At 70.3% G+C, this 20,709-nt stretch carries 17 protein-coding genes; 9 read left to right on the forward strand and 8 right to left on the reverse strand.

Features of this window, described 5'->3' with window-relative positions; translation table 11 throughout:
• Positions 1 to 7: 7 nt before the first annotated feature.
• Positions 8 to 871: an RDD family protein gene (locus tag V3W46_RS11215; protein WP_331783199.1), complete on the reverse strand. Its 864-nt coding sequence runs from the start codon at positions 869 to 871 to the stop codon at positions 8 to 10.
• A 17-nt stretch (positions 872 to 888) separates the two neighbouring features.
• Between V3W46_RS11215 and V3W46_RS11220 the strand changes: the two genes are divergently transcribed.
• The gene (locus tag V3W46_RS11220) at positions 889 to 1,884 is read left to right on the forward strand and encodes a stage II sporulation protein M (RefSeq protein WP_331783200.1); all 996 of its coding nucleotides are present in this window, start codon (positions 889 to 891) and stop codon (positions 1,882 to 1,884) included.
• Positions 1,885 to 1,898: 14 nt separating this feature from the next.
• On the opposite strand, the gene V3W46_RS11225 is transcribed toward V3W46_RS11220, so the two are convergent.
• The 5 genes from V3W46_RS11225 to V3W46_RS11245 all read right to left on the reverse strand — a co-directional run bounded on the left by V3W46_RS11225 (position 1,899) and on the right by V3W46_RS11245 (position 8,068).
• Positions 1,899 to 3,212, reverse strand: coding sequence for a DUF58 domain-containing protein (locus V3W46_RS11225; RefSeq protein ID WP_331783201.1), 1,314 nt, complete (start codon positions 3,210 to 3,212; stop codon positions 1,899 to 1,901).
• Positions 3,213 to 3,419: 207 nt separating this feature from the next.
• Positions 3,420 to 4,424: an AAA family ATPase gene (locus V3W46_RS11230; protein WP_443069972.1), complete on the reverse strand. Its 1,005-nt coding sequence runs from the start codon at positions 4,422 to 4,424 to the stop codon at positions 3,420 to 3,422.
• Entirely contained in the window at positions 4,417 to 5,835 is a 1,419-nt protein-coding gene (locus V3W46_RS11235) for a DUF4350 domain-containing protein (protein WP_331783202.1), read from the reverse strand. Before V3W46_RS11235 ends, V3W46_RS11230 begins: the two co-directional genes overlap by 8 nt.
• On the reverse strand, positions 5,832 to 6,845 hold the full coding sequence (locus tag V3W46_RS11240; RefSeq protein WP_331783203.1) for a DUF4129 domain-containing protein: 1,014 nt from the start codon (positions 6,843 to 6,845) through the stop codon (positions 5,832 to 5,834). The genes V3W46_RS11235 and V3W46_RS11240 overlap by 4 nt, the downstream gene beginning before the upstream one ends.
• A gap of 2 nt (positions 6,846 to 6,847) precedes the next feature.
• Positions 6,848 to 8,068: a hypothetical protein gene (locus tag V3W46_RS11245; RefSeq protein ID WP_331783204.1), complete on the reverse strand. Its 1,221-nt coding sequence runs from the start codon at positions 8,066 to 8,068 to the stop codon at positions 6,848 to 6,850.
• A gap of 378 nt (positions 8,069 to 8,446) precedes the next feature.
• Between V3W46_RS11245 and mtrA the strand changes: the two genes are divergently transcribed.
• The 6 genes from mtrA to secA all read left to right on the forward strand — a co-directional run bounded on the left by mtrA (position 8,447) and on the right by secA (position 17,501).
• Positions 8,447 to 9,154, forward strand: coding sequence for an MtrAB system response regulator MtrA (mtrA, locus tag V3W46_RS11250; protein WP_331783205.1), 708 nt, complete (start codon positions 8,447 to 8,449; stop codon positions 9,152 to 9,154).
• 31 nt (positions 9,155 to 9,185) lie between these two features.
• On the forward strand, positions 9,186 to 10,949 hold the full coding sequence (mtrB, locus tag V3W46_RS11255) for an MtrAB system histidine kinase MtrB (RefSeq protein ID WP_331783206.1): 1,764 nt from the start codon (positions 9,186 to 9,188) through the stop codon (positions 10,947 to 10,949).
• The gene (locus tag V3W46_RS11260) at positions 10,946 to 12,622 is read left to right on the forward strand and encodes a GerMN domain-containing protein (protein WP_331783207.1); all 1,677 of its coding nucleotides are present in this window, start codon (positions 10,946 to 10,948) and stop codon (positions 12,620 to 12,622) included. The genes mtrB and V3W46_RS11260 overlap by 4 nt, the downstream gene beginning before the upstream one ends.
• A 224-nt stretch (positions 12,623 to 12,846) precedes the next feature.
• Entirely contained in the window at positions 12,847 to 13,581 is a 735-nt protein-coding gene (locus V3W46_RS11265; RefSeq protein WP_331783208.1) for a ComF family protein, read from the forward strand.
• A gap of 119 nt (positions 13,582 to 13,700) precedes the next feature.
• On the forward strand, positions 13,701 to 14,414 hold the full coding sequence (gene hpf, locus V3W46_RS11270) for a ribosome hibernation-promoting factor, HPF/YfiA family (RefSeq protein WP_331783209.1): 714 nt from the start codon (positions 13,701 to 13,703) through the stop codon (positions 14,412 to 14,414).
• Between the two features lie 177 nt (positions 14,415 to 14,591).
• On the forward strand, positions 14,592 to 17,501 hold the full coding sequence (gene secA, locus V3W46_RS11275) for a preprotein translocase subunit SecA (RefSeq protein WP_331783210.1): 2,910 nt from the start codon (positions 14,592 to 14,594) through the stop codon (positions 17,499 to 17,501).
• A 211-nt stretch (positions 17,502 to 17,712) separates the two neighbouring features.
• Here the strand turns inward: secA and V3W46_RS11280 are convergent, their stop codons facing one another.
• Entirely contained in the window at positions 17,713 to 18,120 is a 408-nt protein-coding gene (locus V3W46_RS11280) for an Rv3235 family protein (protein ID WP_331783211.1), read from the reverse strand.
• Positions 18,121 to 18,129: 9 nt separating this feature from the next.
• Here V3W46_RS11280 and V3W46_RS11285 point away from each other — a divergent pair, with 9 nt between their 5' ends.
• Both V3W46_RS11285 and V3W46_RS11290 read left to right on the forward strand, forming a co-directional pair.
• Positions 18,130 to 18,435, forward strand: coding sequence for a hypothetical protein (locus tag V3W46_RS11285; protein WP_331783212.1), 306 nt, complete (start codon positions 18,130 to 18,132; stop codon positions 18,433 to 18,435).
• A gap of 459 nt (positions 18,436 to 18,894) precedes the next feature.
• Positions 18,895 to 20,394, forward strand: coding sequence for a sensor histidine kinase (locus tag V3W46_RS11290; RefSeq protein WP_331783213.1), 1,500 nt, complete (start codon positions 18,895 to 18,897; stop codon positions 20,392 to 20,394).
• 32 nt (positions 20,395 to 20,426) lie between these two features.
• On the opposite strand, the gene V3W46_RS11295 is transcribed toward V3W46_RS11290, so the two are convergent.
• Positions 20,427 to 20,675, reverse strand: coding sequence for a WhiB family transcriptional regulator (locus V3W46_RS11295; RefSeq protein WP_331783214.1), 249 nt, complete (start codon positions 20,673 to 20,675; stop codon positions 20,427 to 20,429).
• Between the last annotated feature and the right edge of the window lie 34 nt (positions 20,676 to 20,709).

The raw sequence follows: 20,709 nt of genomic DNA on the forward strand, positions 1-20,709 counted from the left end.
CCGCCGCTCAGCGCTCGGGAAAGTTGTGCGGCAGGGCGCCCAGAACGGACGCCAGGCGGTCGAGGGCAGAACGTTCGAGGCGCAGGGCCTCGAACTCACGGTCGCGACGGAGGGCCGCGATGCCCACGAGCAGCAGCTCGGGGTGCACCGGAGGAACGGGCGAGACGAAGGGCAGTGCCTCGGCCAGCAGCTGCGAGGCGTGGCGTGCACGGGCATCCGGAGTCATCCTGGGCGCCTCCGCCAGAAACTGGGCGATGCGGCGAGACACCCGGTCGGGCAGCTTCGCCACATCGGCAACGGTGGCCCAGCCCGCCAGCTGCGGCGGAACCGGCTGTGCGTACGACACCAGGCGGGGCACGCGTTCGTGCTGGCTGTAGGTTCCGGCGAGCAGATCGCCGAGACGTTTCGACTTCGCGTTGAGCAGCGACACGATCACTGCCAGCCCGCCGACCGTGAGGTAGATCTCGAGCACACCGGTCAGTGCGCGGATGAACGCGTGACGGAAGGATGCTGCCCCGCCATCGTCGCGCACGATGCGGGCACCGATCGCGAGCTTGCCGAGCGACCGGCCGCGCATGACCGTCTCGATGGCCGTCGGCACCACCACGACGCAGAACACCAGCGCCGAGAGCAGCAGGGCCTGCGTCAGCGCCGGGTCGGCGCCGACCGCGCCGATCCACAGGCTGATCAGCACCGCGAGCAGCGCGAACAAGCCGAGCGAGAGCAGAACGTCGATGATTCCGCCGGCCGCGCGCAGGATGAACCCCGCCGGCCGCACGTCAAGCGCGACCGCCTCGCCCGTGACCATCTGCTCGTCGTTGTACTCGAGCGAGTGCGCCGCGGCAGCGGGGCCGAGAAGTGGCTGGGCCATGGCTATCATCTAAGCAGATGGATCTCGACGCCTACTCTGCAGCGCACACCGACGAGTGGCGCCGACTCGACGAGCTCGGGCGGCGCCGCACCTTCAGTGGCGCCGAGGCCGACGAGCTGATCGAGCGGTACCAGGCCGGCGCCACCGAGCTCTCGGCGCTGAAGACCAGCGCGGGGTCGACCGTGGCGGGCGACCGGCTGTCGGTCTCGCTGTCTCGGGCGCGGCAGCGCTTCACGGCCGCCGCCGGCAATCCCCTCGCCGCCATTCCGGCGTTCTTCGTGCAGCAGCTGCCCGCCGCGTTGTACCGCCTGCGTTGGATCATCGTGGTGGTGGCCGCGGCGACCATCGCGGTCAGCGCGCTGTATGCCTTCTGGGTCATGAACGACCCGCAGGTGCTCGCCAACTTCGGTACCGACGAGCAGCTGCAGAAGTTCGCGCAGAACGACTTCGTGAACTACTACTCCGACAACCCGGCCGCCTCGTTCACGGGCCAGGTGTGGACCAACAACGCCTGGATCACCGCGCAGTGCGTGGCCTTCGGAATCGCCGGGGTGTACGTGCCGTACATCCTGCTGCAGAACGCCATGAACATCGGGGTGTCGGCCGGGGTGCTGTTCCACCTCGGGCAGGGCGACGTGTTCTTCGCGTACATCCTGCCGCACGGCATGCTCGAACTCACGGCGATCTTCGTCGGCGCGGCCGCGGGGCTGCGCATCTTCTGGGCGTGGATCGCGCCCGGCGGCCGCACTCGCGCGCAGGCCCTCGCCGAAGACGGCCGCGCCCTGTTCACCGTGGCGATCGGGCTCGTCTTCGTGTTGCTCGTCTCGGGCGTGATCGAAGGGTTCGTCACGCCGCAGCCGTGGCCGTGGCCCATCAAGTTCGGCATCGGCCTGCTGGCGCTCGCCGCCTTCGTCTTCTACATCGTGTTCGTGGGTGGCCGCGCGCACCGCGCCGGTCAGACCGGCGATCTCGAGGCCTTCGACGCCGGAGCCACCCGCCTCGTCGCCGGCTGACCTCCCGGCCGGGGTCAGAGGCGGCCGGCGGCCTTGAGGGCGAGGTACGTGTCGGCGACCGCCGGCGGCAGGTCTGACGGCGAACCGGTGACGACCTCGGCGCCCAGCCGGCGTACGGCCGCAGACACCCGCGTCACGTCGAGCAGGGCTCGCTCGGCCGCGGCTGCGAGGTAGGTCGAGGTGCGGTCATCCCGAACCGACACCGCGGCGAGCGTCGACGGGTCGGTCACCGACGCGACGACCACGGTGTGCCTGCGGGTCAGCTGCGGCAGCGCGGCGAGCAGACCCTGCGACGAGCCGGGGGTCTCGAGCGACGTGAGCAGCACCACGAGCGAGCGCTGGTTTGTGATGTCGCGCACGAGGGCGGGTACGGCCGACCAGTCGGTCTCGAGCAGCTCGGGCTCGACAGGCGCCAGTGCGTCGACCAGCTGCGAGAGCAGCGCGGGGCCGACGGCGCCGCGCACGCGGGCCCGGATGCGGCGGTCGTAGGCGAGAACATCCACTCGGTCGCCGGCCCGTGTCGCCAGCGCCGAGAGCAGCAGCGCCGCCTCGAACGCCGTGTCGAGCCGGGGCTCGTCGTCGATGCGCGCGGCCGAGGTGCGCCCCGAGTCGATCACGATCACCACCCGCCGGTCGCGTTCGGGCCGCCACGTTCGCACCACGACATCGTCGCGCCGGGCGGTGGCCCGCCAGTCGATCGAGCGCACGTCGTCGCCCCGCACGTACTCACGCAGCGAATCGAACTCGGTGCCCTGCCCGCGGATCATGACGCTCGTGCGCCCGTCGAGCTCACGCAGCCGGGCCAGTCGAGACGGCAGGTGCTTGCGCGAGGCGAACGGGGGCAGCACCCTGATGCGCCCGGGGGCGATGAGGGTCGCCTGCCGCGCCCACAACCCGAGCGGCCCGAACGAACGGATGCTCGTGCCCTCCACCCGGCGCTCGCCCCGCCTGAACGGCCGCAGCTGCTCTGTCATCGCGCGCCGCTCGCTGCGCGGAATGCCCACGGCGAACCGGGTGACGGCTGCTCCCGCCGACGGCTGCCAGGCATCCCTCACCACCCCGCGCAGCGTGCGCCGCCCGATGTTGGTGAGAAGCAGTTCGGCCTCCACCGTCTCGCCGAGCCGCACGCGCGCCGGAACCACCCGCTCGACCACGATCTGGCGTGGCGAGCCCGCGAGCACGAGGTCAAGGATGCCCAGCAGCACACCGAGCGCCAACCAGGCCGCCAGGGCGGCCCACGCGGCGTCGGCGCCGTACGCCTGGCCGAGAAGCACGACCGGCAGCACGCCGAGCGCGACCAGCAACACGAACCGGCCGGAGATCGCCATGGGTGCCGCCTTTCTGGTCTAGTGGGAGCGGGGGAGTGTGGGTGGGCCGGTGGGGAGTGGGCAGGTGGGGAGTGGGCAGGTGGCGGGGGAGTGGGCCGGTGCGGGAGTGGGCCAGGCGGCCTGCGGCTGGCGACGGGCCAGCCAGGGCAGCCGGCCGGCGCGGTGACCGCGTGAAGGGGAGCCCGCGCGCCGCGCCGCGCCGCGCCGCTAGATCGGCACCTGCACCTGCGCCAGGATGCCGCGCAGAATGGTGTCGACCGAAACGCCCTCCAGCTCGGCCTCGGGGCGCAGCTGGATGCGGTGCCGCAGCACGGGCAGCGTCATCGCCTGCACGTGGTCGGGAGTGATCCAGTCGAAGCCGTTCAGCCACGCCCAGGCCTTGGCCGCGGCGAGCAGGGCCGTGGTGCCGCGCGGGCTGACGCCGAGCTTGACCGAGGGGCTCTGGCGCGTGGCACGGGCCAGGTCGACGGCGTAGGCCAGAACATCCGGAGTCGCCTGCACCGCCGCCACGGCCGCCTGCGCCTCGTGCAACACCTCGGCGCTGAGCACGGGAGTCACGCCGGCCGCCGCGAGGTTGCGCGGGTCGAAGCCGGCCGCGTGCCGGACCAGCACCGCGATCTCGGCGTCGCGCCCCGGCACGTCGAGGGTGAGCTTCAGCAGAAAGCGGTCGAGCTGGGCCTCGGGAAGCGTGTAGGTGCCCTCGTACTCGATCGGGTTCATGGTGGCGGCGACCAGAAACGGGTCGGGCAGCCGGCGGCTGACGCCGTCGACGCTCACCTGGCGTTCCTCCATCGCCTCGAGCAGGGCCGACTGCGTCTTCGGGGGCGTGCGGTTGATCTCGTCAGCGAGCAGGATGTTCGTGAACACGGGCCCGCTGCGAAACTCGAACTCGCCGGTGCGCCCGTCGTACACGAGCGACCCGGTCACGTCGCCCGGCATCAGGTCGGGCGTGAACTGCACGCGCTTGGTGTCGAGGCTGAGCGTCGCCGCCAGCGCCCGCACGAGCAGGGTCTTCGCCACTCCGGGAACGCCCTCGAGCAGCACATGCCCGCGCGCGAGCAGGGCGACCAGCAGGCCGCTGACGGCGCCGTCCTGCCCGACGACGGCCTTGCCGACTTCGGTGCGCACGCGCGAGAGCGCGAGCCGCAGCTCGTCGTTGCTGCGGCGGGCGGGCTGCGGCGCGGGCGCCTCGGGCGGGGGAGTGTCAGTCACCTGGGTTCCTTACCTGATCGGGGGAGTGGGGGCCGTACACGCTGTGGCGCACAGCAGCTTCGAGGTCGGCGAGGCGTTGCGACAGCGTCAGCAACTCAGTCTCGCTGGTCGGCAGTCGGTTGACGAGCACCTCGGCCACCGCGGCGGGCGGCAGGCCGGTGGCGGCAGAGCAGGCGAGAATGATCTCGTCGAGGGTCGCCGTGCGGGGCAGGCCGAGCATCCCGGCCAGCCGGCCACTGCTGCCGATGCGCAGGGCGTCGAGGGCCCGGGTGCGGGCGCCCGAGCGCGCGTAGAGCCGGGCCCGGCCGACGACGGTCTCGTTGCCGCGCACGATCACCGGCAGGTTCTCGACCACGAGCGGGCCGAGGCGGCGCCCACGCCACACAGCCGCCGCGAGAAACAGCACGAAGAGCAGAAGGATGACCGGGGTCACCCAGCCCGGAGTGAGTGCCGCAAGGCTCGGCGGCCCGGTGACGGCGAGGTCGGCGGCGGTCGGTGTGTACCAGACGAGGGTGCTGCTCTGGCCGAGCAGTCCGAGAGCCAGGGCGGCATTGCCGGCGTTCACGATCTGCTCGTTGCTGAGCACGTCGGGGGCGCCGAGCACCGTGACCGGAACGGGGCCGGCGGTGGTGGCGACGAGGGAGTACGCGGTGGTGGGGGAGGTGCTCGTGCCGGTGGCGCCGGTGCCCGTGCTCGTGCCGGTCTCGCCGGCCGACGGGAAGCAGGCCGTCACGCCGATGCCCGACGAGCTCGAGCCGATGCCGGCTCCGGCACCGCCGGTGGGCCGGTAGGTGGTGCCCGACACGGTGATCGACCCGGCGCGAACGGCAGCCGGCAGGTCGCAGCGGGCGTCGACCGTGGCGGAGTCGTCGCCCGGCCCGTCGGGCGACCCGGCGACGGCGATCGACGGAGCCACGCCCTCGAGCTCGAACAGGTCGGGCTGCACGAGCACGATGCGGGCACCGAGGGTGCTGACCTCGGCGTAGCGGTCGCCCGGCAGGTACTGGTCAGGGTCGTAGATGAGCACGGTGGGGCCGGTGGTGGATGCCGCACCGTTCGCACTGCCCGCACTGCCGCCCGCCGCCGCCACGGCGGCCTCCGCATCGTCGAGCGAGCTCACCGCCGTCACGGTCACGCCCTGCTGCCTCAGCACCTCGGCCAAAGCTTTGCTGCCGACCGGGGCCGGGCTCGTGATCGACAGCGGAGAGGCGTCGGCGGCGGAGGATCCGCCCTTCACGAGCAGCAGCACCAGGCTCGCGACCACCACGAACACCCCCGCCCCCACCCAGAACGACCACCGCCGGAAGAACGCCCGCACCGTCGGCGTCGAGCTCGGCGCGGCACCGGCCTCCGGCTCTGCCCCCGTCCCAGCCGGAAGTCCGCCTGAGCGCCCGGGAGCGCTGACGCTCACCGCCCCGCCCCTCTGACGCCACCGGTGCCGCCATCAGGAGCGCCGCCATCTGACGCGGTGTGACCGGCCGCGCCGCCATCTGACGCGGTGCCATCTGCCGCGCCGCCATCTGGCCCGGTGCCACCGGCCGCGCTGCCACCGCCCGCGGTGCTACCGCCCGCGGTGCTACCGCCCCCGCTGGGGGTGACGTTACGGTCACTGGAACCGGCCGCGCTGCCACCGCCCCGGTGGAACGACGCGACGCCCGCGCCGCCGCTCATGCCCGCCCCGACCAGGGGCTCGCGGCGGGTCGGGAGAAGGTCGCGCAGCTCGGCCTCGAGCGACGCCAGACGGCCGTAGCGCTCGGCGGTCGCGCGGCCGCCGAGGTAGCGCACGTCGTCGAAGACCCCCGCCGCGTCGCCGAGCCGGCCGCTCTGTTCGGGGTACGACGCTCCGGCCCGCAGGGCGAACTCGCGCGCGGTTGTTCCGGGGCTGACGCGAACGACCGTGCGTTCGGCCTGGCGCCTGGCGATCGAACGGTAGATCTCCTCGATCGCTGTCAGATAGTCGCCGGCCTCCGCCGCCACGGCCGCCGACGCGCGCAACTGTGCGGATGATCGGCGGTCGTCCGACCCGAACAGGGCGTCGACGCGGGTGGGGGCCTGGCGGTTGCGCCGCGGGCGTCCGAACACGATGAACGCCGCCACGATCAGCGCCAGCGCCACGACGACGCCGAGCGCCGGAACCAGTCCACCGAGGTTGCCGTCAGACGGCACGGTGAGCGAGGCGAGCCAGTCGCCCACGGCAGATGCCACGCGGTCGAGAAGCGTCGGCCGCGCCGCGGCGTACTCGGGTCTGCTGAGTTCGTCGAGCAGCAGCTGCCGGGCATCCGGAGCCGACGGGTCGACCGGCACGGCCGCACCCGTCGCGCCCAGCACCGCGCCACCGGCCGCTGCGCCGCTGGCCGCCGCGGCACCAGCCGCAGCCACGGCCGCACCGCCCGCCGCCACCCACGCCAGCACCGCTGTCATGCTCAGACTGCCGCTCCCGGGGTGGGAGCCTCGCCGCCCGCCGCCGGCCCAGCACCTGACGCCGGCCCAGCACCTGACGCCGGCCCGGCACCCGACGTCGGCCCAGCACCCGACGCAGCCCCGCCCCCCGCCACCGGCACCCGGAACGGGTCGTCGTCGGCGGTCACGAGCCCGGCCTGCCGGGCATCCACGTACCTGATCAGTTCGAGGTCGAGCCCCTCGCGGCGCATGCGCAGGTCGACGTAGATCAGCGAGATCGCGGCAGCCTGCACCACGGCCGTGATGGCGCCGAACACGATCTGCAGCACCCCGACCACGAGGTACACCACGATCGCCCCGACGATCGCCGTCGACGAGCCCGAATCAGAGCTGTCGTTGGGGCTCAGCAGCCCGAATGCCAGGCTGAGGATGATGTTGACCGGCTGCGTGACGACCTGGCTGGCCACGTACACGATCGTGGCGACGAGGGCCTCGACGCCGAACGTCTTCCAGAACGAACCGCGGGTGAGCCGCCACGACCGCGCGATGGCGGCCCGCACCCCGAGTCGCTCGAGCACGATCGCGCACGGCACCAGCGACGTCTTCGTGCCGAGCCACACCCACAGTGCCACGATGCCGAGCAGCCCGAGCAGCCCCACGATCACCGCGAACACGATGCCCACGGGCCCGGCTGTCGCCAGCAGCACCACCGCCCCGGTCACAATCGCAAGCACCACGGTGACCGCGGCGGCCTCGAGCAGAATCCACAGCACGAGGGGCCAGAGCCGCTTGCCCGCGGCCCGCCACAGCTCGCCCATGCGGCGCTTCTCGCCGAGCACCTCGCGTGAGACCTCGACGACGAGGATGCCCTGCAACAGCGCCGACGACACGAGTGCCAGCGCCAGCGGAACCAGCGCCGACAGCAGCACGATCGCCACAGACCCGGCGGCGATCGACCCGCGGTCGGCCGCGCTCGCCTGGGTCACCCGCGTGACGGCGAAGAACGCCGCGCCGCCGATGACCACAGCGGTGACCAGGAAGATGGCGAACTGGATGATCAGGGCGCTGCCGAGGGTCGGCCCCGGGTTGCGCCGCAGAACCTGGAACGGCGCGCCCAGCAGCGTGCCGAAACCCAGCGGTCGCAGCGGCACCAGCCCGGGCTTGGGCGGCGGCGCCCACCCGGCACCCGCGCCGGCGGGCGGCCCGTACCCGGCGGCGGCATACCCCGGCGCCACTGGCGCCACTGGCGGACCGCCGTAGCCTGCACCGTACCCCGGTGTACCGTACCCCGGCACCACCGGCGCCACTGGCGGCGGTGCATACTCTCCATAGCGCGGTGGCTCGATCGGCGCTGGCGCTGGCGCAGCGACCGGCGCAGGCGCAGGCCCAGCGACCGGCGGCGCAGAATCAGGCGCACCCGCACCCCCACCCGCACCCCCACCCGCACCCGCCTCAGGCACCGGCGCCCCCTCCGGCCCCGGCCACGCGGCCTGCTGCTCGTCACTCACCGGGCGTCCCCATTCAACGGCACGTTCACCCCCTCATGCTCGCACAGTCTGTCGACAGCCGCCGTGCAGGGCAGACACAGGCCGGCGGGCTACCGCTCCAGTACCCTATGAGCTATGGATGCTCGCATACTCGTGGTCGACGACGATCCCGCGCTCGCTGAAATGATCGGCATCGTTCTGAAGGCCGAGAACTTCGAACCGATCTTCTGCGCCGACGGCTCGCAGGCATTCGCCGCCTTCACCTCGTCGCGCCCCGACCTCGTTCTGCTCGACCTCATGCTGCCCGGAATGGATGGCATCGAGGTCTGCGACCAGATCCGCGCCGAGTCTGGCGTGCCCATCATCATGCTCACCGCGAAGAGCGACACCACCGACGTGGTGAAGGGCCTCGAGTCGGGCGCCGACGACTACATCGTGAAACCGTTCAACCCGAAGGAGCTGGTGGCGCGCATCCGCACCCGCCTGCGCCCCAGCACCGTCGTGGCGGCCGCCGTCACCGGGCCCCTGCTCATCGGCGACATCGAGCTCGACGTCGCGGGCCACGAGGTGCGTCGTGGCGATGGCCGCATCAACCTCACGCCGCTCGAGTTCGATCTGCTGAACGCCCTGGCCTCGAAGCCGCAGCAGGTGTTCACCCGCGAGATGCTGCTCGAGCAGGTGTGGGGCTACCACTACAAGGCCGACACGCGCCTCGTCAACGTGCACGTGCAGCGCCTGCGCGCGAAGGTCGAAGAAGACCCTGACAACCCGCGCATCGTGATGACCGTGCGCGGTGTGGGCTATCGGGCGGGCGCCGTCGTACAGCCGGCGACCAGCGGATGACCGGCGGAGCCACTCCGCCGACCGGAGCCTGATGGCCACCTCGGCCGCGCCGGCCCGCACGAGCCGTTCGAGCCGGTCTGGCCGCAGCCACATCGGCCCGTTCCTCGCGCGCGAGTGGCGCGCCTGGCCCCGTCAGATCGTGGGCTGGTGGCGGCTGTCGCTGCAGTTCCGCACCATCGTCATCACCATCGGCCTCACCACGGTCGCCCTGCTCGGCGCCGGCATCTACACCTCGGTGAGCATCGGAAACGACCTGTTCCACTCGCGGCTGAACCAGGTGCTGCTCGACGCAAACCAGGCCGCGAAGACCGCCCAGACCATCTTCGACGCATCAGACTCGAGCAACGACGGCTCGGTGAGCACCCTGCTCAACTCGGCGCAGACGAAGATCACGAGTTCGTCATCCTCGCGCCTCATCGCCATCTACGCGGCGCCCGGCCAAGACCAGACCGCCACCTCGTTCCTGCCCTTCGCGAGCCCCGCGCTCACCACCGGCGTGGTCTCCGACGACCTGAAGGCCGAGGTCACGGCGGGCGCCGGAACGCAGACGTTGTACTGGCAGTCGGTCGTGCTGCCGAACGGCTCGGGCGGCACCGACCCGGGCATCATCGTCGGCTCGCCCCTGTCAATTCCGAGCGGGGGCCAGTACCAGCTCTACCTCGGGTACAACCTCGCCGATTCGGCCCAGACCCTCAGCTTCGTGCAGCAGACCCTCTGGATCGCCGGCCTGCTGCTCACCTTGCTCATCGCCCTCGTGGCCTGGGTCATCGTGCGCCTCGTGATCGAGCCGATCAAGGTCGCGGCCGAGGTGAGCGAGAAGCTCGCCGACGGTGAACTCGAGGTGCGCATCCCCGAGAAGGGCGACGACATCATCGCCACCCTCGCCCGGTCGTTCAACGGCATGGCCGACAGCATGCAGGGCCAGATCACCCAGCTCGCCGAGCTGTCTCAGCTGCAGCAGCGTTTCGTCTCCGACGTCTCGCACGAGCTCCGCACTCCGCTCACCACCATCCGCCTGGCCGGCGACCTGCTCTACGACAAGCGCGAGAGCTTCGAGCCCGCCATCGGCCGCACCGCCGAGCTGCTGCACACCCAGACCGTGAGGTTCGAGCTGCTGCTCAGCGACCTGCTGGAGATCAGCCGGTTCGACGCCGGCTCGGCCGACCTGAACATCGAGCCGACCAGCCTCGTTCGGCTCGCCGTCGACGCCATCGACCAGATGCGCCCGCTCGCCGAGGCTGCGGGCTCCGAGATGCGCATCTTCGCGCCGGGCGGCCACGTCGAGGTCGAGATCGATGCCCGCCGTATCCGCCGCATCGTCACCAACCTGCTCGGCAACGCCATCGAGCACGGTGAGGGGCGCGCCATTCTCGTCTCGATCGACAGCAACGTATCGGCTATCGCCATCGCCGTGCGCGACTACGGCATCGGCATGAGCACCGAAGACGCCGAACGGGTCTTCGAGCGGTTCTGGCGCGCCGACCCGTCGCGCAAGCGAACCATCGGCGGAACGGGCCTCGGCCTCGCCATCTCGCTCGAAGACGCCACGCTGCACGGCGGCCAGCTCGAGGTGTGGTCTGAGCCCGGCGCGGGCAGCTGCTTCCGGCTCACTCTGCCGCGCGTGCACGGTCGCCCGGTGGGCACCTCGCCGCTGCCGCTGCCGCCCGAAGACACCGACGAATCCGATCCCGTCGAAGACACCGGAGCCCACCTGCTCACCCGCTCGTACGACCCCACGCACACCTTCGACGAACCCGTCGAGCTGCAGCCCGACGCCGAGAGGGCAGGCGGATGATCGCCCGGCGGTTCGGTCGTATCGGTGCGGTGCTCGCCGGCGCCGCCATCACCCTGCTCGCGGTGTCGGCCTGCACGGGCATCCCGAACTCGGGCGCAGTGCACTCGCAGGAGGTGAGTTCGACGCCGAACGACAGCGACGTCATCCTGCTGCCGCCCGACCCGGTTTCGGGCGCGAACCAGTCACAGATTCTGAACGGATTCCTGCAGGCCGCCGCGAGCCCGCAGAACGACTACGAGGTCGCCCGCAAGTACCTGACCAGCGACTTCTCGAAGACGTGGGATCCGAACGCGGGGGTGCTGATCGACGCCGGCCAGCCCGCCGAGCAGGCCACCTCGGCCACCACCATGAGCATCGGCGTCACCCCCATTGCCGAGGTCGATTCGACGGGGCAGTACGTCGAGGCCACGTCGACCGCGTCGGTGACGCTGCCGTTCACCTTCGCGCAGCAAGACGGCGAGTGGCGCATCAGTGCGGCGAACCCGGGCATCATCCTCGAACAGCTGCGGTTCAGCCAGGTGTTCAGCTCGCACGCGCTGTACTTCTACGACCCCACGTACACCTACCTCGTTCCCGACATCAGGTGGTTCCCGAAAGACGAGACCACCGGAACGCGGGTGGTGAAGGCGCTGCTGGCCGGCCCCGCACCCTGGCTCGGCGAGGGGGCGGTGGTGACGGCGTTCCCCGAGGGCACCGAGACGGCCTCGGTGGTGGTCGACTCGGGCAAGGCCGACGTTGATCTGTCGACCCAGGTGCTCTCGCAATCGCCGGTGTCTCTGCAGCGAATGCAGTACCAGCTCGATGAGAGCCTCGGCACGGTCGCGTCGATCGCGAGCGTGGTGATGAGCGTCAACCAGAACCCGATCGTGGTGGCGGCGGGGGTCAAACCGATCTCCGACCCGCGGGTGAATGCGCAGCCGCTCGTCGACATGGCCAATGTGTTCGGCTACCTGTCGAACAACGCCGCCACACCCATCCCCACCGTGAGCGACAAAATCCAGGCGCTCGGGCCGCTGTCGGTGACCTCGTCGGCGAAGGTGTTCGCGGTGGGTACGGCCGCCGGAGTGTATGCGGTGCAGCCCAACGGCAATGACCCCGTTCTGGTCGACAACCGGCCGGGGCTGATCGCGCCGTCGCTCGACCCGTCGGGGTACGTCTGGAGCGTTCCGGCCGCCTCGCCCGGGGCCGTGCAGGCGTACGGCAGCGATGGAACCGTGCACGCGGTCGCCGCCGACTGGGACGGCGCCTCCTCGATCACCTCGATCGACGTGTCGCGCGATGGTACGCGGGTGCTCGCCTTCACCATCGCCGACGGCGAGCCGAAGCTCGTCGTGGCGGCGATCATCCGCGACAAAGACGGGGCGCCCGAGAAGCTCGGCACGCCGGTCACGCTGGCCAGCGGATCGGGCATCCCCGTCGACGCGACCTGGGTCGACGAGTCGAACGTCGCCTCGCTCACGGTGTCGGCGAGCGGCGACGACCGCGTGGTGCTCCAGCAGATCGGCGGCATCAGCAGCAACCTGGGCGTGCCCCTCGCGGCGGCGACGATCGCCGGCGGAAACGACGTGAGCGGCCTCTGGCTGCTCACCACCGACGGCAACCTGCAGCAGCAGCGGGGCAGCGGCTGGCAGACCACCACCCCCGGCGTCGGCATGCTGGCGACGCAGACCTAGGCCGCCCCGCCGGCCTGGCCCCCCCCGAGCCGGCCCCCCGCCGACCCGCCCGCCCGAGCCGGCTCCCCGCCCGAGCCCGCCGCCACATGACACCGAGCCAGCTCCGCAGGGCCGGCCTCCCGCCGACCCTAACGATCATTCTCCCCAGGCGCTTGCAGCGCGCATTGTGCACAGATTCGCCACCTGCGCGTCAGGTGCGTCACCGTCCGCGCCACGATCGATGCATGATCCCTCGCACACTGACCCCGGCCCTGACCGCCGCGCTGCTTGACGCGCTCGCTCTGGTGCTACCCACCGAGTGCGCCTCGTGCGGCGCCCCCGACCGCCCCGTCTGCGTGGCATGCGCCAGCCTGCTCGCGCCCGACGTGACGCGCCTCGCCGCGACCCGGGCGCACGCCCCGCCGCTGTTCGTGACGTCGGCGATGCCCTACGGCGGGCCGGTGCGCGGCGTGCTCTCGAAGCTCAAAGAGTCGGGTCGCACCGACGTCGTGCCCGCCCTCGCACCGGCGCTGGCTGCTGCGGTCGCAGATGCGTATCGCCGCGTGTGCACGAACGACGTGGTGCTGGTGGTGGTGCCGTCGTCGCGCGCGGCGTTCCGAACGCGCGGCTACAACCCGGCCGAGCTTCTGGTGAGGCGGGCGCGAACCGGGCTGCCGAGCATCCGGCCGCTTCGTGTGGCGCAGCCGACCCGAGACCAGGCCGGGCTCACGATGCGTGACCGACAGAGCAACCTGGCGGGCTCGATGGCCGTTCGCACCAGATTCTCAGAAGGTTCATTGCGCGGCACAAGCCTGCTGCTCGTCGACGATGTCATCACCACCGGGGCCACCCTGCTCGAGTGCCGGCGGGCGCTCGAAACTGCGGGAGCCCGGGTTCTCGGCGCCGCCACCCTCGCCTTCGCCGAACGCCGCACCGGCCGCTCGTCGGTGGTTCGACTGTCACAGTTCGCGCCAGAGTGAGCCAACCTCACGGTTGCCGGGTGACAGCAGAGAGGGCGGCGAGTACGGTGGGGGAAAAGGCGCGGAGGAACTCGCTTTGGTCCCAAGGCGGCGCGTCTTTTTGAGACTAGGAGATCGCCATGGAGATCAACATCACGGGCCGCAACCTAGGGATCACTGATCGCTTTCGCAGTTACGCGACCGAGAAGGCCGAGAAGGTATCGCATCTCGCTGACCGCGCACTGGTGTTGGAGGTCAAGGTCTGCCGCCACAGTTCGGCGAACACCTCGGGTGGTGACGATCGGGTCGAACTCACCCTGATCGGCCCAGGCCCCGTGGTTCGGGCCGAGAGTGCCGGCAGCGACAAGTACGTCGCCTTCGATCTCGCGATCGGCAAACTCATGGAGCGGGTGCGCCGGGCGAAAGACCGCAAGAAGGTGCATCGTGGGCAACACAGACCCGTCTCACTGCGCGAGGCGAGCACGGCCGGTTTCGCCGTCGTCGATGTTGTTCCCGCCGAGGCCGAGGTTCTCGCAAAGGCAGCAACCGGCCCGATCGCCGTGCAGCAGCCGGCAGACGACACCCGGGGAGCCGCCGAGGTCGAGTCGACCGACGACTGGTCGCCCGTCGTCATTCGCAAGAAGGTGTTCGCGGCCTCCCCGATGACCGTGGATGATGCGCTGTACCTCATGGAACTCGTGGGCCACGACTTCTACCTGTTCATCGATGCCGAGACGCTGCGGCCGAGCGTCGTCTACCGCCGCAAGGGCTGGGACTACGGAGTGATCGGGCTCGACGACCACACCGCCCCCCTCGTCTCGGCTGCGCGTGAGACAGAGACGGTTCTCTCGTAGACCGCGCATCCGAATGATCGGTTTCTCGCAGGAGAAGCAGCCGATCGAATGAGACGCCTGGGGGCGTGGCGACCACTCGTCACGCCCCCAGCGCTCGTTCTGAAGACCTTCAGGAATGACAACTAGGATTGCTAGAATTACCGGCTGGATCATGGCTGGTTCGGTAGGAGATTTCACGTGGCTTCAGTTCTTGAAAAGGTACTTCGTGTAGGCGAGGGTCGAGTGCTTCGGCGCCTCGAGAACTACGCGAAGGCGATCAACGCTCTCGAAGAAGACTTCACGCACCTGAGTGACGACGAACTCAAAGAAGAGACCCCGCGCCTGCGCGAGCGGTTCGAAGACGGCGAGAGCCTCGACCACCTGCTTCCCGAGGCCTTCGCCGCGGTTCGCGAGGCCTCGCGCCGCACGCTCGGCATGCGCCACTTCGACGTGCAGCTGATGGGCGGCGCCGCACTGCACCTCGGCAACATCGCCGAGATGAAGACCGGTGAGGGCAAGACGCTGGTCGCCACGCTGCCGGCCTACCTCAATGCCATCGCGGGCAAGGGTGTTCACATCGTCACGGTGAACGACTACCTCGCCAACTACCAGAGCGAGCTGATGGGCCGAGTGTTCCGTGCCCTCGGCATGAGCACGGGTGTCATTCTGAGCGGCCAGACCCCGGCCGAGCGCCGCGAACAGTACGCCGCCGACATCACCTACGGCACCAACAACGAATTCGGCTTCGACTACCTGCGCGACAACATGGCGTGGCAGGCCAGCGACATGGTGCAGCGCGGCCACCAGTTCGCCATCGTCGACGAGGTCGACAGCATCCTGATCGACGAGGCCCGCACCCCGCTCATCATCTCGGGCCCGTCGTCAGGCGAGGCGAACCGCTGGTTCACCGAGTTCGCCTCCATCGCCACCCGGCTCGTACCCGACGAAGACTTCGAGATCGACGAGAAGAAGCGCACCGTCGGCATTCTCGAGCCCGGCATCGAGAAGGTCGAAGACTATCTCGGCATCGACAACCTGTACGAGTCGGCCAACACTCCGCTCATCTCGTTCCTGAACAATTCGCTGAAGGCAGCGGCGCTGTTCAAGAAAGACAAAGACTATGTCGTGATGAACGGCGAGGTGCTGATCGTCGACGAGCACACCGGCCGCATCCTTGCCGGGCGTCGCTACAACGAGGGCATCCACCAGGCCATCGAGGCCAAGGAGGGCGTCACCGTCAAGGCCGAGAACCAGACCCTGGCCACCGTCACGCTGCAGAACTACTTCCGCCTCTACAAGAAGATCGCGGGCATGACCGGCACGGCCGAGACCGAGGCCGCCGAGTTCATGAGCACCTACAAGCTCGGCGTCGTCGCGATTCCCACGAACCGGCCGATGCAGCGCAAAGACCAGCCCGACCTCGTCTACAAGAACGAGCAGTCGAAGTTCGAGCAGGTCGTCGAAGACATCGTCGAGCGCCACGCGACCGGCCAGCCTGTGCTCGTCGGTACCACCAGCGTCGAGAAGAGCGAGTACCTCTCGCGGCTGCTGGCGAAGAAGGGTGTTCGGCACGAGGTGCTGAACGCGAAGAACCATGCCCGCGAGGCCGCGATCATCGCCCAGGCCGGTCGGCTCGGCGCCGTCACCGTGGCCACGAACATGGCCGGTCGAGGCACCGACATCATGCTCGGCGGCAACACCGAGTTTCTCGCCGTCGCCGAGATGAACGCCCGCGGTCTCAGCCCGATCGACACTCCGGAGGAGTACGAAGAGGCGTGGGACGACGTGCTAGCCGAGGTCAAGGCCGGCGTCGAGAAGGAGGCCGAGAAGGTCGTCGAGGCCGGCGGCCTCTACGTGCTCGGCACCGAGCGTCACGAGTCACGCCGCATCGACAACCAGCTGCGCGGCCGTAGCGGCCGCCAGGGCGACCCGGGCGAGAGCCGCTTCTACCTGTCGCTCACCGACGACCTGATGCGCCTGTTCAACGCCGGGGCCGCCGAGAGCCTGATGGGCCGTGGCAACGTTCCCGACGACCTCGCCATCGAGTCGAAGGTCGTCTCGCGTGCCATCCGCAGCGCGCAGTCGCAGGTCGAGGGCCGCAACGCCGAGATCCGCAAGAACGTTCTGAAGTACGACGACGTGCTGAACCGCCAGCGCGAAGCCATCTACAACGACCGACGGGCGATCCTCGAGGGTGACGACCTGCACGAACGGTCGCAGAAGTTTCTCACCGACGTGATCGACGACGTGCTCGAGACGCACGCCGGCGAGGGCAACGGAGACGACTGGGACTTCGATGCCATGTGGACCGAGCTGAAGACGCTGTATCCCGTCTCCATCTCGATCGACGAGGTCATCGCCGAGGCGGGCAGCCGCGGAAAGATCAGCCGCGAGTTCGTCGGCCGCGAGATTCTGTCGGATGCCCAGATCGCCTACCAGAAGCGCGAAGAGACGCTCGGCGAGTCGGCCATGCGCGAGCTCGAACGCCGCGTGGTGCTGACGGTCATCGACCGCCGCTGGCGTGACCACCTCTACGAGATGGACTACCTCAAAGACGGCATCGGCCTGCGCGCCATGGCGCAGCGCGACCCCCTGGTCGAGTACCAGCGCGAAGGCTACCTGCTCTTCCAGCAGATGATGGGCCAGATTCGAGAAGAGGCCGTCGGCTTCCTGTTCAACCTTGAGGTCGAGGTCAACACCCCCGCCGGCGAAGTGGATGCCCCCAGCGTTCAGGCCAAGGGCCTCGAGACGGGCCACAACACCGAGGGTGCCCAGCTCAGCTACACAGCCCCGAGCGACTCCGGTGGAGTCGAGGTGCGCAACCAGCGAGGCCAGCTCGAGCAGGCGGCCACCGCCCGCGCACAGCGTGCACAGGAGGAGGCTCGCGCTGCGGGCGCGCAAGACGGTGCGGGTGCGAGTGCAGGCGCTCCCGGCGCGGGTGCCGGTGCTCCCGCCGTCGTGCCGCCCGCGGCCCGCAACCCGCGCGGTGGGGCTGCGCCGCAGCGCCCGGCTCCCACCACCACGGGTGCCTTCGGCCAGAAGACCCCCGCAGGTGCTCCGCCCGCCGCCAACCGCGCCGAACGCCGCGCAGGCCAGAAGAAGAAGTAGCCGCCGCCTCGCCGCCGCCTCGCAGGCCGGCTGCAGGGCCGGCAGCGGAGTCTGGTGGCGGAGGCCGCATCAGTGGTGCCGCAACGGCGTCCGCTCATGTACTGCGGCAGCCCTCCATCTCACAGGTGGCCGCGCCGGCAGAGAGCCGCTTTCGGTCGGCGCCGCATCGAGCCCGGTGTGCGGCGACAGTCGTGTCGGCCACAGACGCGCGCTAGAGCACATTGATGGCGCTGGCGCGCCAGCGAGAGCCCCAGCGTTCGACGCGCAGAGCCACGGCGCGCGTGCGGGCCTTGCCGTGCACGATGACGACTCCCTCGAAGACCGCGGGTGCGGGCTCGCTCAGCAGCACGCGGCCGATGCTGAACGTCGGACGCACGGTACGCTGCCCACGCACCTGGCGCGCCCGAGACGACAGTGTCACCCGCTTCGACAGGTTCTTGTAGACCTCGTCGGTGACCCAGCGCCCCAGCTGGTCGAGGTCGCGCACCCCAGCGAGCACCTCCAGCACGCACCACGTGAGCCTCTCGACGAACTCCACGGGCCCGGGGTCGTCTCGGGCCGCCCCCTCGCCCGTCTCCTGCTCTCCCGCGGCCCCGTCGCGCACGACCGCCTCGCCCATGGCCCCGTCATGTACGACCGGCTCGCCCGCGGCCCCGTCGCGCACGACCGGCTCGCCCATGGCCCCGTCGCGTACGACCGGCTCGCCCATGGCCCCGTCGCGCGCGACGGCCGCGCCCACAGACCTAGCGAGTACGACCGCCTCGCCCGCGGCCCCATCGCGTACGACCGCCTCGCCCGCGGCCCGGCCTCGCACGGCAGCCGCGCTCTCGGCCCCGTCGCGTACGACCGGCTCGCCGGCGGCCCCATCGCGCACGGCAACCGCCCGCACTTCCGCGCCACCCGCTCGCACTTCGCTCAACGCATCAGCGTGTGACGGCGCCGCATCACGCGCCGCATCAGCGGGTGGCATCGTCTGAGCACCACACGCCGGCGTCACCTCCTCGCCAGGGGTGAGCTGCCTGCCGCCGTCAGCAGCTCCGGAGCGCGCGACCGCCCCTCTGCAGGCAGCAACGCCCGGCGGCACCACCTCCAGGCGCGGCGAGCGGCAGGCCGGCGCGGTTCGGGGGGATGCCGATACCAGTTCTTCGACGGGCACGGGTTGGCTCATTGTGGGCTCCGGTAACGTGGCTGTCTCCGGCGCCGCAGCTGGGTCTGCGTCGGCGCCGTGATCAGCGTGACTTCGTGAGAGTTGCTCGAGTATCGGGTGAGGCAACTAAAGCAGGTGCGTCAGTGCGTGTAAAGCGCGGCCCGACGATTGTGGATAAGACCGAGCGCCCCCGGGCTGGGAGCGACGGGCATCCTGAACCGAGCATTGCGCCGTAGGCTAGAAGCCGTGTCTACTTTGAGCGATCTTGTGCTGGCGCAGGGCAATTCCACCGATGCCGACATCGAATGGCTGCACCTGCTCGTCGGAGACTGGCAGTTGCTCGCCGACCTCGCCTTCGCCGACATCGTTCTGTGGGTTCCCTCGAGCGATGGCAGCTTCGTGGCGGTCGCCCACGCCCGCCCGTCGGGATCGGCGACCCTGTTCTACCGCGACTTCGTCGGCCAGGCCGTGAAGGCCGAGTGGCGCAAGCAGGTCACCGACGCCTACCAGAGCGCGCAGATCGTCGACACCGCCGCCCCCGACTGGTACGAAGAGACGCCGACCCGCGTGCGGGCCGTTCCGGTGCTGCGCCGGCTCTCGCCGAGCGACACGAAGACCACCGACAAGCCCATCGCGGTCGTCACCCGCCACACCAACCTGAGCGAGGCGCGCACCCCCAGCCGCCAGGAGCTCACCTTCAACGAGTGCGCCAACGACCTCTTCGCGATGATCGCGGCCGGCGACTTTCCCGACCTCGGCGCCCCGACCGGCCCGCGCCGCGGCGCCCCCCGTGCCTCCGACGGACTCATCCGCCTCGACGCCGACGGAACCGTCACCTTCGCCAGCCCCAACGGCCTCAGCGCCTTCAATCGCATGGGCTTCGGTGAAGAACTAGAGGGTCAGTCGCTCGCCGAGGTCACGACCCAGCTGCTCAACGGCACCCTCGTCGTCGACGAGTCGCTGCCGCTGGTGGTCACCGGGCGCGCACCGTGGCGCACCGACGTCGAAGCGAAGGGCGTCACCGTCTCGCTGCGGGCGATTCCGCTGCGCACACGCGGCCAGCGGTTCGGCGCCATCGTGCTCTGCCGCGATGTCACCGAGCTTCGCCACGACGAGCGCGAGCTCATCACGAAAGACGCGACGATTCGCGAGATTCACCACCGCGTCAAGAACAACCTGCAGACCGTGGCGTCGCTGCTGCGCATCCAGGCCCGCCGCACGCACTCCGACGACGCGAAGGATGCCCTCTCCCAGGCCATGCGCCGGGTCGCCGCCATCGCGGTGGTGCACGACACGCTCTCGGAGGGCCTCAGCCAGCGCGTCGACTTCGATGTGGTGTTCGAGCGCGTGCTGATGCTCGTCACCGAGGTTGCGAGCGCGCACAACACGACCGTGCATCCGAAGTTCAGCGGAAGCTTCGGCGTGCTGCCGAGCGAATACGCCACGCCGCTGGCCCTGGCGCTGACCGAGCTCGTCACGAATGCCGTCGAACACGGCCTCGCGGGCCAGGAGGGTCGCGTCGAGATCGTCGCGAGCCGCTCAGAAGAGACCCTGACTGTCGAGGTGCGCGACACCGGCTCGGGCCTGCCCGAGGGCAAGGTGGGCTCGGGCCTCGGCACCCAGATCGTGCGCACCCTGATTCAGGGCGAACTGGGCGGCATCATCGACTGGCACACCATGGTGGGCAGCGGCACGGTCGTGACGATCGAGATTCCGTTCCGCTGGCTGAAGAAGCGCGCGGCCTGAGTTCTGAGGCAGGCCGCGGGCTTCAGCGACTGCTAGGAGGCGCGACGGGCGCGAGCGGCGCGACGCTTCAGGGCGCGGCGCTCGTCTTCGCTGAGGCCACCCCATACGCCCGAGTCTTGACCCGTCTCGAGCGCGTACTGCAGGCAGACCTCTGTGACCGAGCAGCGTGAGCAGACGGCTTTCGCCTTGTCGATCTGGTCGACGGCCGGCCCGGTGTTGCCTACGGGAAAGAACAGTTCAGGGTCTGCGGTCAAGCAAGCGGCTTTGTCGCGCCAATCCATCGGGGGTACTCCTTGGTGTTGCGGTGCTTCGGTC

This window comes from Subtercola sp. YIM 133946 (assembly GCF_036553535.1).
Classification (GTDB): domain Bacteria; phylum Actinomycetota; class Actinomycetes; order Actinomycetales; family Microbacteriaceae; genus Subtercola.